The organism is Micromonospora tarensis (assembly GCF_016803395.1).
Taxonomy (GTDB): Bacteria; Actinomycetota; Actinomycetes; order Mycobacteriales; family Micromonosporaceae; genus Micromonospora; species Micromonospora tarensis.
In genome coordinates this window covers 1-14347 of sequence record NZ_JAEVHL010000168.1, presented here as the reverse complement: position 1 = coordinate 14347, position 14347 = coordinate 1, and the positions used below count along the sequence as shown (strand labels likewise).

Sequence of the window (14347 nt, the reverse complement as noted above, 5' to 3'; positions counted from 1 at the left end):
TGCCCCGGGCGGGTCGCCTGTCGTCGCCGCAGCACGGCGGCCTCGCGGCGGCGACCAGGAAGAAGAGCCAGGCGGCGGCGAACGCCGGCCGGGTCAGCGCGGGCCACGCGCCGAGCACCTCGACGACGAGTACCGCGTACGCCCCGCTGAGCAGTACGGCGCGCACCGCGGCGAGCCGCAGCGGTGCCACCGCGTCAGCCGCACGGGGCCTCGCCGCGACGGAGAGCAGGAGCACCGCGGCGACAGGAACCGCCACGAGCAGGGAGCCGGCAGCCGACATGGCGGAAGTAAACACCATCTGTCTGAGCCCGCCGCGCCGGCTGCCCCGCAGTGGCGGTAGGTGACAGACAAACCAACCAGGTTAGGCTATGGCCGACGTGTTGCCGCCACCGTGGAGATTCCCGTGAAGCTCTCGATCCTCATGCCGGTCTACAACGAGGAAGAACGCATCGCGGATGCCCTGAAGCAGGCTCTGGCGGTGGACTACCCGTGTGAGGTCGAGCTTGTCGTCGTCGACGACGGCAGCCGGGACGGCACCGGCGAGATCCTCGGTCGGGCCGACGACGCACGTCTGCGGGTCATCACCCACCCGCGCAACGCCGGCAAGGGTGCCGCCATCAAGACGGCGGTCGACAGCGCCGAGGGCGACTACATGGTCATCCTCGACGCCGACCTGGAGTACGACCCGCAGGACATCCCCAAGCTGCTCGACCCGGTGCTCGACGGGCGGGCCACGGTGGTCTACGGCAATCGCACCTTTGGCAGCCACAGCGCCTACAGCTTCTGGTACGTGATGGGCAACAAGGGCGTCACGATGGCGGCCAATGTGCTGTTCAACTCGTACATCGGCGATCTGGAGACCTGTTTCAAGCTGATGCCGGTGGCGCTCTACCGGTCGCTTCAGGTGCGTTCGCGCGGTTTCGGCATGGAGGCCGAGGTGACCGGCAAGCTGCTGCGCCGCCGGATCCGCCCGTACGAGGTGCCGATCAGCTACCGGGCGCGGGGCCGGGAAGAGGGCAAGAAGATCACCTGGAAGGACGGCGTCGAGGCGATCTGGATCCTCGGACGCGAGCGCGCTCGCCGCCGCCCCACCGCCTCAGCCGCTAACTGAACCCAGGAACGCCTCGATCGACCGCCGCAGACCGTCGGCGTCCAGCCCGTGCCACCGGGCGTGGTCGGCCGGACTGCCGTACCGGTGCAGGTCGGTCTGACCCACCCCGAGGGCGAGCAGTCGATGCGGCACCTCCGCCAGGGCCCGGCTGACCACCGCGCTCGACGTTCCCGCCAGGTACGGCTCGACAAGCACCACAGCGGTCCCGGCGAGCGCCCGCAACCCGGCCTCGTCGAACGGTCGGGGAGTGTGGGTGTACGCGACCGTCACGTCCATCCCCTCGGTTGCCGCCATGGTCGGGTCGAGCATCGGCCCGACCGCCACCACCACTGGCGCGTTCGCCCCGCCCCGCCGGAGCACCAGTAGCCGGTCGGCGTCCCGGTGGGCCTGGCGGTTCCGCTGTTCACCGAGCCGGAGGTAGACCCGATCGTCGGTGCTCACGGCGTCGCGGAGCAGCGCCTTGACCTCGTCGGGGTGCCCGGGCACCCGCACCGTCCAGCCGTCGCCGAGCGAGTCGAAGAGCGCCACGTCCCCGGGCGACTGGTGGGTGCGGCCCTCCTGCGCCCCGTCGTACGACGCGCCGACGCTGACCAGGACCGCGCCCACGCCCTGGTGGTCCAGGTCCAGCTTGATCTGCTCGTACGCCCGGTCCACCAGGAACGTCGCGTACGAGTGCGCGATCGGGCGGAGACCGGTCAGGGCGAGCCCGCCGGCGACTCCGATCATCAGTTGCTCCCGGATCCCGACGTTGATCACCCGGTCCGGGTGACGGTGGCCTACCGACGCGAACTGGCTGGCCGAGATGTCGGCCAGCACGAGGGCGGTCCGCGGGTCCTCGTCGAGAAGCGCGGCGGTGGTGTCGATGAAGGCGGTACGCATGTCGGTCAGCCCTTCCGCTCGGTGCGGGCGACCACCAGGTGCGGTTGCCGTGGCTGGTGTCCGGTCAGCGCCGCGTACAGGGCGTCGTGGTCGTGGCCGTCGACGGTCTCGGCGGTCCACCCGTTCACTGTGAACCGGCTGGCGATGCCACCCGGCCAGCCGTAGCTGGCCGACGAGTTGTCGACCACGATCGCGGTGAGGCTGTCCAGGCCGGTCGCTCCCGCGTACGCGATCGCCTCGTGGTTGGCTCCCTCGTCCAGCTCGGCGTCGCCGAGCAACACGTACACCCGGGGGTCGTGCAGCCCCCGGGCCCGCAGCCCGAGTGCGGTGCCGACGGCCAGGCCGAGCCCGTGGCCGAGCGAGCCGGAGCTGATCTCGACACCGGGCACCAGCAGCCGGTCCGGGTGGTGGCCGAGCCGGCTCTCCGGCCCGGCCAGGTCGTCGAGCCAGGCGTCCGGGATGAAACCGTGCGCGGCGAGCACCGCATAGTAGGCGGCCGGCCCGTGGCCCTTGGAGAGCAGGAACCGGTCCCGCTCCGGGTCGTCGACCCGGTCCGGGGTGACCCGCAGCACCCGGTCGTAGAGCACCTGGAGGACGTCGATGGTGGAGTGCGCACTGGGTGCGTGTTTCTCGTCGCCGGTCAGTCGCCGGATCAGCCCGGGGAGCCGAGCGCCGCTGTCGGTGGTCAGTGTTGTCGCCATGCCACTACTCTGTGAGTTGAAGTGCACTTCAACTCAAGGACCTGGTGATGCAGGATTCGTTGACGATCGGCGAGTTGTCCGTCCGCTCCGGGGTGGCGCCGTCGGCGCTGCGCTACTACGAGCGACTCGGGCTGATCCGCGCCGACCGCACCGGCGGCAACCAACGCCGGTACGCCCGCGCCGAGTTGCGGCGGGTCGCCTTCATCCGCATCTCCCAGCAGGTCGGCGTCTCGCTCGACGAGATCCGGGCGGCGCTTGACTCGCTCCCCGAGGCCCGCACGCCCAGCCCGCAGGACTGGGCGCGGCTCTCCGCGAGCTGGCGGGGCCGGTTGGACGAGAGAATCCGGCTGCTCACCCGGCTCCGTGACGACCTGGACGGCTGCATCGGCTGCGGCTGCCTCTCCCTTCAGCGTTGCGCGCTCAACAACCCGGAGGACACCCTCGCCGGGGAGGGGCCGGGCGCCCGTCTGGTGCTGCCCCGACCGGCGGAGGACGCGACGCTCACCTGACGGTCGGGGGCGCTTCGTCGCTCAACTGACCGCCGATCCGCCGCCCGGCGGGCGGGTGAGCAGCACCTTGCCGAAGTGGTCGTTCGACTCGACCAGCCGGTGCGCCTCCGCCGCCTCGGTCATCGGCAGCCGTCGGTCCACTATCGGTCGGAGCCGGCCGGCCTCGATCAACGGCCACACCTCGTCCCGTACGCCCTGGACGATTTCCGCCTTCTCGGCGAGCGGTCGGGAGCGTAGCGACGTCGCGGCGACGCTCGCCCGCTTGGTCAGCAGCGCGCCGAGATCCAGCTCGGCCTTGCGGCCACCCTGCATCCCGATCACCACCAACCGGCCGCCGGTGGCCAGCGCGGAGACGTTGCGACCCAGGTAGGAGCCGCCCATGATGTCGAGGATGACGTCGACGCCGCGACCGTCGGTGACTCGCCTGACCTCCTCGACGAAGTCCTGCTCCCGGTAGTCGATCGGGTGCGCCGCGCCCAGCTCGCGCAGCCGGGCGTGCTTGGCCACCCGGGCGGTGGTCAGCACGGTGGCACCGAGGGCCGCCGCGAACTGAACCGCGAAGGTGCCGATCCCGCTGCCACCGCCGTGCACCAGCAGCCGATCGCCCGCGCCGAGCCGCCCCACCTGGATCAGGTTCGACCAGACCGTACAGGCCACCTCGGGCAGCGCCGCCGCGTCGACCGGGTCGCAGGCCGGCACCGGCAACAACTGCCCGGCGGGCACCGCCACCCGCTCGGCGTACCCGCCGCCGGCCAGCAGCGCGCAGACCTGCTGCCCGACCGCCCACCCGGTGACCTCCGCGCCGACCACCGTGATGACCCCGGAGCACTCCAACCCGGGGTACTCGGACGCACCCGGCGGCGGCGGATAGTGCCCCTGCCGTTGCAGCAGGTCAGCACGGTTGACCCCGGTGGCCCGCACATCCACGATCACCTCGTTCGGGCCCGGCTCCGGGTCGGGCACCTCGGCCCAGACCAGCGCGTCGGGTCCACCGGGCTGCGGAATGGTGATGGCTCGCACGGGCTCAGTCTTACCCAACTCGGCCGGGTACCGCAGGCGCACCCTCGCGGGCCCACAGTGGACGCGGCGGACCGCCTGGTCGGCGCGTTCGGGGAGGGACGGCGGGCCGCCCCGAGTGAGCCATGGCAGACTGTCCGTGGCCGTACGCCCACGGGTGGCGGCCCAGGAGGGTTCGCCTAGTGGCCGATGGCGCTGGTCTTGAAAACCGGTAAGGCAGGGATGTCTTCGTGGGTTCGAATCCCACACCCTCCGCCGCTGGACAGGGCCGGCCTACGGCTTATCGACCCACTGGACACAGGTGGGGCGCCGGCCGGTGCGCAGGAACTCGTGCGCCGCCTGCCGGGCCTGGGCCGCGGTGAGGGCGAGCGGCGGTTCGTCTCCCGACTCGGTGAACCACGGGTCGGAGTACGCGTACTCGGCGTCGGCGGCCGTCTGGCCGGCAGGAGCGTCGGGGGGCACCGGCCCCCAGCTGATCATGATGTCCTCCTCGTCCTCCCAGACCAGTGCGGACGCGTCGCCGGCCAGCTCGACGAAGAGCCGCCGCTCATCGTCTTCGGTGCTCAGCGAGACGCCGCCGGAACGTACCCGGTCAAGAAGGGTGTCGAGGTCAGCGCCGTTGTTCAGGGTGGTGGGGGTGTCGTCGAGCCAGGCCTGTAGCGGCGAATTGGGCGGCGGCCCGCCGGCGCTCGGTCGGCCCAGCCACGCCGGCAGCACGGTGAGCCGGTTGCCGGCCAGATCCAGCCGGGTCAGGCCGGTCAGGTTGCCCAGCGACTCGGGCAGCGCGGTGAGCTGGTTGTCGGTCACTGCCAGCCGGGTGAGGGCGGTCAGGTTGCCCAGCGACTCCGGCAGCGCCGCGAGCCGGTTGCCGGTCAGGTCGAGCCGGGTGAGGGCGGTGAGGTCACCCACCCACTCCGGCAACTCGGTGAGCTGGTTGCCGGCCAGGTCGAGCCAGCTGACGGGCGGCGAGGTTGCCCAGCGACTGCGGCAGCGCGGTGGAGCTGGTTGCAGGAGAGGCCGACCCGGGTGAGGGCGCTGAGCCTCCCCAGCGACTCCGGCAGCGCGGTGAGGCGGTTGCCGCCGACGAACAGGTCGGTGAGCGCTGTCAACGCGCCCAGGGACTCCGGTAACACAGTGAGCCGGTTACCCCAGGCGAACAGTTCGGTGAGGGCGGTCAACCCGGGCAGTGACTCCGGGAGTGCCGCGAGCTGGTTACCGCCCAGGTCGAGCCGGGTGAGGGCGGTCAGGTCGCCCAGCCATTCCGGCAGCTCGGTGAGCTGGTTGGCGGTCAGGTTCAGCGTGGTGAGAGCGGTCAGGCCACTCAGCCACCCCGGCAGGACGGTGAGTCGGTTGCCGGCCAGGTTCAGCTCGGTGAGGGCGGTCAGGTCACCCAGCGAGGCCGGCGGCGTTGCCAACATGAGACCACTCAGATCCAACGAGGTCGCACCGCTGCGGCCCGCCGCCTCGACCCGATCCGCGGCGGTCTTCCGGGCCGCCGCGATCTGGTCCTCGAATGTGTCCACGCCACCTACATTCCCGATCCACTCGACGTCCCGGACGTTGGGGCATCCAGGCTCGCTGATTGCCTCTGCGTCATTAGAACCGACTCGATCAGTCTTCGCTGGCCCCGCTCGCGCGCCGGTCACTCCGGTGCGTCGGTGGCCCGCCGGTGCTCGCGGATCGTCTCCTCGGCCAGCCGCTCGACCGCCCGTCGGCGTTCCTCGGCGATGGCCCGCTGGTCCCGGCGGCGGAAAGCGGTGAGGACGGCCACCGCGAAATCCCGCCAGCTGCCGGCCACCATGTCCCCCTGCGGAACGTCGCCCGAAACTCCACGGTAGCTCCGGAAAACCACGGTGCCGGTCGTCGGAGCGGACGCAGCGGGGTAAGAAGGGCTGGTAACTCCGCACACCGGAAGGACGCGTCCCGATGACCCTGGAACGACCGATCGCCCCGGACCCGTACGAGCTGCTGCCGACGCTGCCCGCGTTCACGCTGACCAGTGACGACGTGCAGAACGGCGAGCCGATGGATGCCCGGCACGCGCATGGCAGCACCGGCGGTGAGAACGTCTCGCCGCAGCTGACCTGGTCGGATTTCCCGGCCGAGACGAAGAGCTTCGCGGTGACCTGCTACGACCCCGACGCGCCGACCGGCAGCGGGTTCTGGCACTGGGTGCTGGTGAACGTGCCGGCCACCGTCAGCCAGGTGCCCAGCGGTGCCGGCGGCGCGGCGGGCACCGATCTCGGCGGGGCCTTCTCGGTCCGCAACGACTACGGCGAGCAGGGGTACGGCGGCGCGGCTCCGCCGCCCGGTGACCGCCCGCACCGGTACGTCTTCGCGGTGCACGCCCTGGACGTCGAGCGCCTGGACCTGACGCCGGACGCCACCCCGGCGTACGTCGGCTTCAACCTCACGTTCCACACGCTGGCCCGGGCGGTGATCCGCCCGACGTACCAGATCAAGGAGTGAGCCGTACTCCCCGCGATCTCGCACCTGCCCAGGTGCGAGATCGCGGGGCGGGCGGTCAGGACGGGACGCGGGCCACCGCGAAGACGGACTGGCCGAACGGGGGGCGGACGAGCTGTTCGGCGGCCTTGGTGGCGGGCAGCACGACGGTGTCGTACACCTTGACCATCGGGCCCTCCTTCGGCATCAGCCGGAAGACCTTGGTGGCCATGAAGTAGCCGATCAGCCCCAGCGCGTTGGCGTAGTGGATCTTCTCGACGGTCAGGCCGGCCTCGGTCATCGCCGCGCCGAGGGTCTTCTTGGTGTAGCGGCGGACGTGCCCGGTGGCGATGTCGGCCGGGCCCATCGCGAACTGGAACGCCGGCACGATGATGATCACGGCGCCGCCGGGGCGGACCAGGTCGCGCATGCTGCTCAGCGCGCCGACGTGGTCCTCGATGTGCTCCAACACGTTGTACGAGACCGCAGCGCTGTAGTCGCCCCGATCGTCGTGTGGCAGCAGCATCTGCCGGACGTTGATGTTCGGGCGGTCCGCGAGGCGCTCCTTGAGCTGCACCAGCCGGTCCGGGTCGGCCTCGGTGGCGGTGAACCGGGGTAGCCGCTCCGACCATTCCAGCGCATAGTCACCGAGGCCGCTGCCGATCTCGATCGGGTCGTCGCCGAGGTACGGCAGGGCCAGTTCGATGAACCAGCGTCGATGGTTGACAGCAGTCGCCAGGCCTTCCAGCACCTCGGACTGCACGCGCTGATCCCCAGTGATTTCTGCCATGCGTCGATTCCTCACGATATGACTCGACCCGTGCCTGGACCGACCGAGTGAATCTCCGCTGGTACCGCAGAAGAATCGGGGCATCGGGGTCGCCGAATTGTGGTCGGGGGTTGGGTTCGGCATCGGCGGTCGGCGAACCCGGCACATAGTACGGCAGTACCCCGAAACATGTCACGGCGGCGTCATGCGCTGACTACCCTGTGAATTGTCATGACTACTCCTGAACCGGACGCGTCCAGCGGCAGCGGCGGCCCGGCCGCCACGTCGTCCGTGGAGGGGGCCGACGGTGCCACTCGGCCGTCCCGCAGGGGGATGTGGACCGACCTCGCCGCCGTGGCGAGCTTCGTGCTGCTCGGCTTCTGGGTGACCTGTCGACTCTGGCTGGACCCGGGCAGCGACGTGCGGGACAACCAGTCCGACCAGTCGCAGTTCGAATGGATGATGGCGCACGGTGCGCGAGTTTTCACGCACTTTGCGTATCCATTCCATTCCAACCAGATGAACGTCCCGGACGGCGTGAATCTGATGGCCAATACGTCCGTATTATCCATTTCACTGCCACTGACGCCGGTCACCCTGTTGCTCGGGCCACGCGCGTCATTCCTGGTCTTTCTCACCGCCGGCATGATTGCCACCGCCACCGCCTGGTATTTCCTGATCTCCCGGGTCCTGATCGGTAGTCGGGGGCCGGCGTGGTTGGGCGCCGGCTTCTGCGCGTTCGCGCCGGCCATGGTGTCGCACGCCAATGGCCACCCGAACATCGTGTCGCAGTTCGTGGTCCCGTTGATCATTTGGCGCACCCTGCGACTGGGCGACCCGGGCCGCTGGCTGCGCAACGGGATCCTGCTCGCTCTCGTCATCGTCTGGCAGGCCTTCATCAACCTGGAAATCCTGCTGATGACCGCGATCGGGCTCGGCGTCGTCGTCGGCGTGCTCGCTGTCGGCCGGGCGGATCTGCGGGCGCGGGCCCGGCCCTTCCTCGCCGGCCTCGCCGTCGCCGCCCTCGCCGCCGGTCTGCTGCTGGCGTACCCCCTGTACGTCCAGTTCTTCGGGCCGGGCGCGTACTCCGGGCTGTCCCGCCTGATCCGTGGCTACTCCAGTGATCTGGCCTCGTTCGTCGCGTACTCCCGGGAGTCCCTCGCCGGTAGCTCGCGCACCGCCGCCGGCCTGGCCAAGAACCCGACCGAGGAGAACAGCTTCTTCGGCTGGGCGCTGCTGGTGTTGGTGATCGCCCTGGTCTGGTGGTTGCGCCGCTCGATCGTGGTGCTCGCACTGGCCGCGCTCGGGTTGCTCTTCGCGGTGCTCTCGCTGGGCCGGGAGGTCAGCTTCGAAAATCGCGGTACGGGCGTGCCCGGGCCGTGGGCGGCCCTGGAGAACCTGCCCATCCTGCACTCGGTGGTGCCGACCCGGTGGGCGCTGGCGATCACCCCGATCATCGGGCTGCTGCTCGCCTACGGTGCCGAACGCGCCCGGGAGTTGGCCGCCGCACACCCGACCGCCCGGGGGCAGATCCGTTTCGGCACCGCCACCGCGCTCACGATGGCCCTGCTGCCGATCGTCCCCACCCCGCTGCCGGTGGCCCACCTCGACCCCGTCCCCACCTTCGTCACCGACGGCACGTGGCGGTCGTACGTGGCGGGTGGGCGCAGTGTGGTGACGCTGCCGCTCCCGGACACCAACTACGCCGAGCCGCTGCGCTGGTCCGCGGCGACCCGGTTGGACATGCCGCTGGCCCGTGGCTACTTCCTCGGCCCGGACACCCGCCCGAACGCCGAGGCCCCCCGGGTCGCCCTGTTCGGCGCGCCGCCCCGGCCCACCAGCAGCTTCTTCGGCACCATCCGCCGCACCGGTGCGGTGCCGCCGATCACCCCGCAGAGTCGGGTCCAAGCCGTCGACGACCTGCGCTTCTGGCGGGCCGGTGTGGTCATCCTCGGGCCGCACGAGCACGAGACCGCGCTGCGCCGGGGGATGACCGAGCTGACCGGTATTCAACCGATCTTCACCGGTGGGGTGTGGGCGTGGGATGTCCGGTCGCTCACCGACTGAGCACCGGCCCGAGCGGACGCGGCAGTCCTGGCGGACGCAGCAGCCCTAGCGGACGCAGCAGCCCTGGCAGACCTTCGGTCGCGGCAGGGTGAAGGCGAGGCAGCAGGTGCGCCGCTGCACCGTCGGTTCGCCGGTCGGACCGGGAACCAACTCGATCAGGTCGGCCAACTCGAGTGCGCCGAGCAGGGTCTCGATGCTCTGCGCGGACGAGCCGGGCAGGTTGTCAGCGGCCCGCAGGATGCCGTGCGCGATGCCGGAGGCGACCGAGCCGAGCAGCGTCCGGGTGCCCACCCGGACCTCCGACTGGATGGCCGCGATGAGCGGCGACAGGTGGGCGTCGAGCAGTGACGCGCGCAACGCGGCCAGCAGCTCCGCCTCGTCGGCCACCACCCGCACCTCCGGCAGGCCGGCGAGCGCGAGCGGGTCGTTCGGCAGCACCGCCACGGTGGTGCCGCGGCGCAGGCCCATGGTCAGCAGTTGCCGGTGGTCCTCGAAGTGGATCAGCACGTCGTCCGGACTGAGCAGCGGCACCCGCCGGGCGGAGGCCCAGCCGAGCACGACCGGCAGCGCGGTCCAGTAGCTGTACGACTTCCAGGCCAGCGCCGCGCAGGCGTGCGGGGTGCCGCCCCAGCGGACGGCGGCGCTGCGCAGCAGCTCCGGCAGCCGACTGCCGTCGATCAGGGTGGTGGCGGGCGTCCAGCCGAACTCGTCGTCGACCAGCAGGCCGCGCGCGAGCCCGGGCAGGTCGTCGGTGCCGAACATGGCCCGCAGGGCGCGGTGACGGGGGCGAGCGGCGTGGCGGCGGCCTCCTGCCTCGGCATCACCGCTGTCACCTGAGATCCCCCGTCCGCCTGGCCGAGGAGTGGGCCCCGGCGGACGACAAGCGCCGTCCTCAGCTAAGGCTAGCCTAACCACGCCCCCTGGTCTAAGGGAAGCCTCACCTTGGTCGAATCGAGGAGGCCCAGGTCACTGCGGCTCCGCGCTCCACCGTTGCCGTACTACCCGGCGTCAGTATGGGGAAACGCCGCGGCAGGATCGATGATTGTCGGTGGATTGTCAAGCAGAGTGTCGGCAAAGTGGCAGATGCGTGTGCGCTCGCGCACAGAACGTGAAACTTATAGCCCCGGCCACGAGGAAGCCGATGACGACCTCACCCCTCGAACGGGCTGCCGACTCCTTCGCGGCCGAGCTCGCCCGGCAACGGACCGGGCGCGGGCTGTCCAAGAAACAACTGGCCGTCCTGATGGGGTTCGACCCGTCCTACGTGAGCCACGTGGAGGGGCGCCGGCACCGCCCGACCGAGGACTTCGCCCGCCGCGCGGAGGCCGTCCTGGAGGCCAGCGGCGCGATCTGGCAGCTCTTCCGGGAGTACGACGACCTGCGGCACGCCCGGGTGGGTCAGCCCAACCGCGAGCCGAACCCGCCGGGCCAGTGGCTGCCACCCGGCACCGGGCTGGTGGTGGAACGGGAGCTGGCCACCCTCACCCACACCGACGACGGCTACCGGTGCGTCATCCACCGCGAGCTGTACAACGCCGGCACCGAACCGGTCACCCGCTACCTGGTCCGGGTCGCCGTCGACCGCTACCCGAACGACCCCGGCCGATCCAACCGGCACCACCGGGAACACCCACTCACCTTCGCCGAGCTGCGACTACAGGCCCACCGGGACGACGGCAACGGCGACCCCGAGCCGATGCACTGGCGAGCCAAACACGACCGGGACGCGTTCAAGGAGATCTGGCTGCTCTTCGAGAACGGGGACCGGCGCTTTCCGCTCTACCCGGGCGACCGGGCCACCATCGACTACGCGTACAGCGTCGGGCACGAGAAGTGGGGCCCCTGGTTCCAACGGGCCGTCCGGCTGCCCACCCGGCAGCTCGCCGTACGCCTGGACCTGCCGGCCACGCTCGACCCGCAGGTCTGGGGGGTGGAAACCTCGCTCTCCGCGGAGGAGGGCCCGTTGCGGACGGCGCCGCAGCGGCACGACGAGGGCGACCGGGCGATCTACGACTGGCATACCGACGACCCGCCGCTGAACGCCCGATACCGGATGCAGTGGCGCTTCCGCGCCCGACCGGACACCGAACCGGACAGCGGCCCCGGCGGTGCCCGGGTCCGACCCAGCGACCGGATGCGCGGCCTCGGCATCGTGCAACGCGGGGCCGACCTGCTCCGCCAGCGCGCCCGCCCGTTCGACCTGCCCGGCGAGGAGCCGATCGCCCGGGACCTGGTCGACCGGCTCGTCACAGCCCTGGCCCGGCTCGACGAGCTGCACCCGTTCAGCAAGGGGGTGGGCGTCGCCGCCCCGCAGTTCGGCATCGGCCGGGCGGTGGCCGTGGTGCGGCCCCCCGACCGGTCGGCGGAGCCGGTCGTGCTGCTCAACCCCCGGGTGGTCGACGCCGCCACGGACACCGACGAGCAGTACGAGGGCTGCCTCTCCTTCTTCGATCACCGTGGCCTGGTGCCCCGGCCGCTGCGGCTGGACGTGGAGCACGCCCAGTGGGACGGCAGCCGGATCATCACGTCGTTCGAGTTCGGCATGGCGCGGCTGGTCGCCCACGAGATCGACCACCTGGAGGGCCGGCTCTACGTCGACCGGATGGCGCCCGGGGTGCCGTTGGTGCCGGTGGAGGAGTACCGCGAGACCGGGCACCCCTGGCGCTACTGATCGTTGGGGACCGGGGCGCGTGCCCCAGGGGGCAGGGGCACGCGCCCCGGTGTGGGGGGAGGAACGTCTAGAGGTCACCGAAGGTGTCGTAGCGGATCTGCGGCGGCGGCACCTCGTCCGCGGCGAGCACCCGCAGGGTGGACCGGACCATCCGGGCGGCCCCGGAGACATAACAGTCGTGCGTGGTCCACGGGCCGTACCGGGCCACCACCTCGGGGATGTCGCCCTGCTCACCGTCGAAGTCCGGGTCCTCGCTGCACGCCGGGGTGACCGACAACCACGGGTGGACGGCCACCAACTCCTGCAACGCGGCCAGGCCGTACAGGTCCGCCGCCTGCCGAGCGCCGTAGAAGACGTGCACCCACCGGGTCCGGTTGTAGCTGGCCAGCTCCTCCACCAGCGCCTTGATCGGGGCCAGTCCGACACCGCCGGCCACGCAGAGGATGTCCCGTTCCGAGGCGCGGTCCAGGGTCATCGAGCCCATCGGCGCCGCCAGGCGGAGCAGGTCACCCGGCCGCACCCGACGCACCAACGCGCCGGACACCCAACCCGCCCCCGGCGACCGCACGTGGAACTCCAGCACGTTGTCGTCGTTCGGGGCGTTCGCCACCGAGTAGTTCCGCCACACCCGGGGGTGGTGACGCGGCACCTCCAGGCTCACGTACTGCCCCGCCCGCCAGCGCAACGGATGCTGCAACGCCCGGCAGGTCAGCACGGCGGTGTCCGGACCGTGCCGCTCGTGGGTGAGCACCTCGGCGTGCCAGAACGGTGGGTCGTCGTCGGCCTTCGCGCCGGCCACCATCAGGGCGGCGATCGCCGCGTACGCCTCCCGCCACGCCTGGTCGTACTCCAGGTTCCAACAGTCACCAGCGGTGCTGCGCAGCGCGTCCAGCAGGGCGACGCCCATCGTCGCGTAGTGCTGCTCGTCAACGTGGTACTTGCGATGGTCGCGGCCCAGCGCCCGGAGGAACTCGTCGAAGCTCTCCGGGTCGTCCACCGTGTGGATCGCGGTGATGATCGCTTCCAGCAGGCGGTCGCCCTGACCGGTCATCTGCACCGGGAAGAGTTGCCGCAGGGCGGGGTCGAGCAGGAACAGCCGAGCGTAGAAGTGACCGCTCAGCCGGACCCGGTCGTCCTCGACCAGGGTCCAGCTCTCCTTCAGCAACCGCGCGAGGTTGTCCACGGGCGCTCCTTCTCCCAGACGGCAGCGGATCGGGCACCCATAGAATCTCCACGGAGAGTGTCGACTGGTCGCACAGAATGTGCGATCGGCTCATGCTGACCGGTCGGCCATGTCACAGCCGTCGACCGTCGGGCACAGTGGTGCGGTGACCGTTGAGCTGACCCGCCCGGTGTCCCGCCGACTGCTGGGCACCGAGACGCTGCTGGTCCTCGGCCTCTCGCTCGGCCAGTCTGCGGTCTACGCGGTGGTCTCGATCATCGCGAAGCTGACCGCCGACGGTCCGCTCTCCAAGCAGACCGCCTCGCTGAACACCTCGGCGTCGGCCCGGCCCTGGCTGGACCTCACCTACCAACTGCTCGGCATCTTGTTCGCGCTGCTGCCGGTGCTGCTCGCCGTACACCTGCTCGCTCGTGACCCCGGCGACCCGGCGCGGACCCTCGGCCTGGACGCCCGGCGGCCCGGCCAGGACGTGGCCCGTGGGGCCGGCCTGGCGGCGCTGATCGGCCTGCCCGGGCTGGCGCTGTTCTGGGTGGCGGCCCAGTTGGGTCTCAACGCCACGCTGGTGCCGGCCGCGCTGCCGGACGTCTGGTGGGCGGTCCCGGTGCTGATCCTCGCCGCCGCGCAGAACGCCGTGCTGGAGGAGGTGATCGTGGTCGGTTACCTGGTCACCCGGCTGGGTCAGCTCCAGTGGCGGCTGGCCGCGATCATCGCGGCGAGCGCGCTGCTGCGCGGCTCCTACCACCTCTACCAGGGCTTCGGCGCGTTCCTCGGCAACGCCGTGATGGGCGTCGTGTTCAGCCTCTTCTACCTGCGCACCCGGCGGGTGCTGCCGCTGGTCATCGCGCACACACTGCTCGACGTGTTCGCCTTCGTCGGCTACGCGCTGCTGCCCCGCGAGTGGTTCGACTGGCTCTGACGGCTCAGCGCGGACCGGGTCGGTAGGCGGCGACCGCCCGGGCCGCGAGCCGTCCGCCGCCGCCGCGTTCCCCAGCGCC

14 protein-coding genes, 1 tRNA gene and 2 pseudogenes are annotated in these 14347 nt (G+C 71.1%); 7 read left to right on the top strand and 10 right to left on the bottom strand.

Going from position 1 to position 14347, the window contains the following annotated elements:
- Positions 1-280, bottom strand: a pseudogene (locus tag JM949_RS25355) (hypothetical protein); the annotation flags it as partial.
- A gap of 123 nt (positions 281-403) precedes the next feature.
- Between JM949_RS25355 and JM949_RS25350 the strand changes: the two are divergent.
- On the top strand, positions 404-1111 hold the full coding sequence (locus JM949_RS25350) for a glycosyltransferase family 2 protein (RefSeq protein ID WP_203150791.1): 708 nt from the start codon (positions 404-406) through the stop codon (positions 1109-1111).
- Here JM949_RS25350 and JM949_RS25345 read toward each other — a convergent pair.
- Positions 1097-1990: a transketolase family protein gene (locus JM949_RS25345; RefSeq protein ID WP_203150790.1), complete on the bottom strand. Its 894-nt coding sequence runs from the start codon at positions 1988-1990 to the stop codon at positions 1097-1099. The two genes, JM949_RS25350 and JM949_RS25345, sit on opposite strands and share 15 nt — an antisense overlap.
- Positions 1991-1995: 5 nt before the next feature.
- Positions 1996-2691 carry a thiamine pyrophosphate-dependent enzyme gene (locus JM949_RS25340; protein WP_203150789.1) on the bottom strand — a complete coding sequence of 232 codons (696 nt, stop codon included), beginning with the start codon at positions 2689-2691 and terminating at the stop codon, positions 1996-1998.
- A 47-nt stretch (positions 2692-2738) separates the two neighbouring features.
- Between JM949_RS25340 and soxR the strand changes: the two genes are divergently transcribed.
- Positions 2739-3200: a redox-sensitive transcriptional activator SoxR gene (soxR, locus tag JM949_RS25335; protein WP_203150788.1), complete on the top strand. Its 462-nt coding sequence runs from the start codon at positions 2739-2741 to the stop codon at positions 3198-3200.
- A gap of 21 nt (positions 3201-3221) precedes the next feature.
- Here the strand turns inward: soxR and JM949_RS25330 are convergent, their stop codons facing one another.
- Complete coding sequence (locus JM949_RS25330; protein WP_203150787.1) at positions 3222-4220, bottom strand: NAD(P)H-quinone oxidoreductase; 999 nt, start codon at positions 4218-4220, stop codon at positions 3222-3224.
- Between the two features lie 165 nt (positions 4221-4385).
- Between JM949_RS25330 and JM949_RS25325 the strand changes: the two genes are divergently transcribed.
- Positions 4386-4472, top strand: a tRNA-Ser gene (locus JM949_RS25325).
- Between the two features lie 18 nt (positions 4473-4490).
- Here JM949_RS25325 and JM949_RS25320 read toward each other — a convergent pair.
- From JM949_RS25320 to JM949_RS25310, 3 genes are all read right to left on the bottom strand, one after another.
- Entirely contained in the window at positions 4491-5126 is a 636-nt protein-coding gene (locus JM949_RS25320; protein WP_203150786.1) for an Imm1 family immunity protein, read from the bottom strand.
- Positions 5090-5740 carry a leucine-rich repeat domain-containing protein gene (locus JM949_RS25315; RefSeq protein WP_203150785.1) on the bottom strand — a complete coding sequence of 217 codons (651 nt, stop codon included), beginning with the start codon at positions 5738-5740 and terminating at the stop codon, positions 5090-5092. Before JM949_RS25315 ends, JM949_RS25320 begins: the two co-directional genes overlap by 37 nt.
- A 119-nt stretch (positions 5741-5859) precedes the next feature.
- Positions 5860-6018, bottom strand: coding sequence for a hypothetical protein (locus tag JM949_RS25310; protein ID WP_203150784.1), 159 nt, complete (start codon positions 6016-6018; stop codon positions 5860-5862).
- Positions 6019-6143: 125 nt separating this feature from the next.
- Between JM949_RS25310 and JM949_RS25305 the strand changes: the two genes are divergently transcribed.
- Positions 6144-6686: a YbhB/YbcL family Raf kinase inhibitor-like protein gene (locus JM949_RS25305; RefSeq protein ID WP_203150783.1), complete on the top strand. Its 543-nt coding sequence runs from the start codon at positions 6144-6146 to the stop codon at positions 6684-6686.
- Positions 6687-6741: 55 nt separating this feature from the next.
- On the opposite strand, the gene JM949_RS25300 is transcribed toward JM949_RS25305, so the two are convergent.
- Positions 6742-7452, bottom strand: coding sequence for a class I SAM-dependent methyltransferase (locus tag JM949_RS25300; RefSeq protein ID WP_203150782.1), 711 nt, complete (start codon positions 7450-7452; stop codon positions 6742-6744).
- A gap of 210 nt (positions 7453-7662) precedes the next feature.
- Here JM949_RS25300 and JM949_RS25295 point away from each other — a divergent pair, with 210 nt between their 5' ends.
- Entirely contained in the window at positions 7663-9498 is a 1836-nt protein-coding gene (locus JM949_RS25295; RefSeq protein ID WP_203150781.1) for a hypothetical protein, read from the top strand.
- A 45-nt stretch (positions 9499-9543) separates the two neighbouring features.
- Here the strand turns inward: JM949_RS25295 and JM949_RS25290 are convergent.
- Positions 9544-10319 (bottom strand): annotated as a pseudogene (locus JM949_RS25290) (IucA/IucC family C-terminal-domain containing protein).
- A gap of 320 nt (positions 10320-10639) precedes the next feature.
- Here JM949_RS25290 and JM949_RS25285 point away from each other — a divergent pair.
- Positions 10640-12169 carry a peptide deformylase gene (locus tag JM949_RS25285; RefSeq protein WP_203150779.1) on the top strand — a complete coding sequence of 510 codons (1530 nt, stop codon included), beginning with the start codon at positions 10640-10642 and terminating at the stop codon, positions 12167-12169.
- 67 nt (positions 12170-12236) lie between these two features.
- On the opposite strand, the gene JM949_RS25280 is transcribed toward JM949_RS25285, so the two are convergent.
- Positions 12237-13352, bottom strand: a complete 1116-nt coding sequence (locus JM949_RS25280) for a globin domain-containing protein (protein WP_203150778.1) — start codon at positions 13350-13352, stop codon at positions 12237-12239.
- 145 nt (positions 13353-13497) lie between these two features.
- Between JM949_RS25280 and JM949_RS25275 the strand changes: the two genes are divergently transcribed.
- Entirely contained in the window at positions 13498-14268 is a 771-nt protein-coding gene (locus tag JM949_RS25275; protein WP_203150777.1) for a CPBP family intramembrane glutamic endopeptidase, read from the top strand.
- Positions 14269-14347 lie beyond the last annotated feature (79 nt).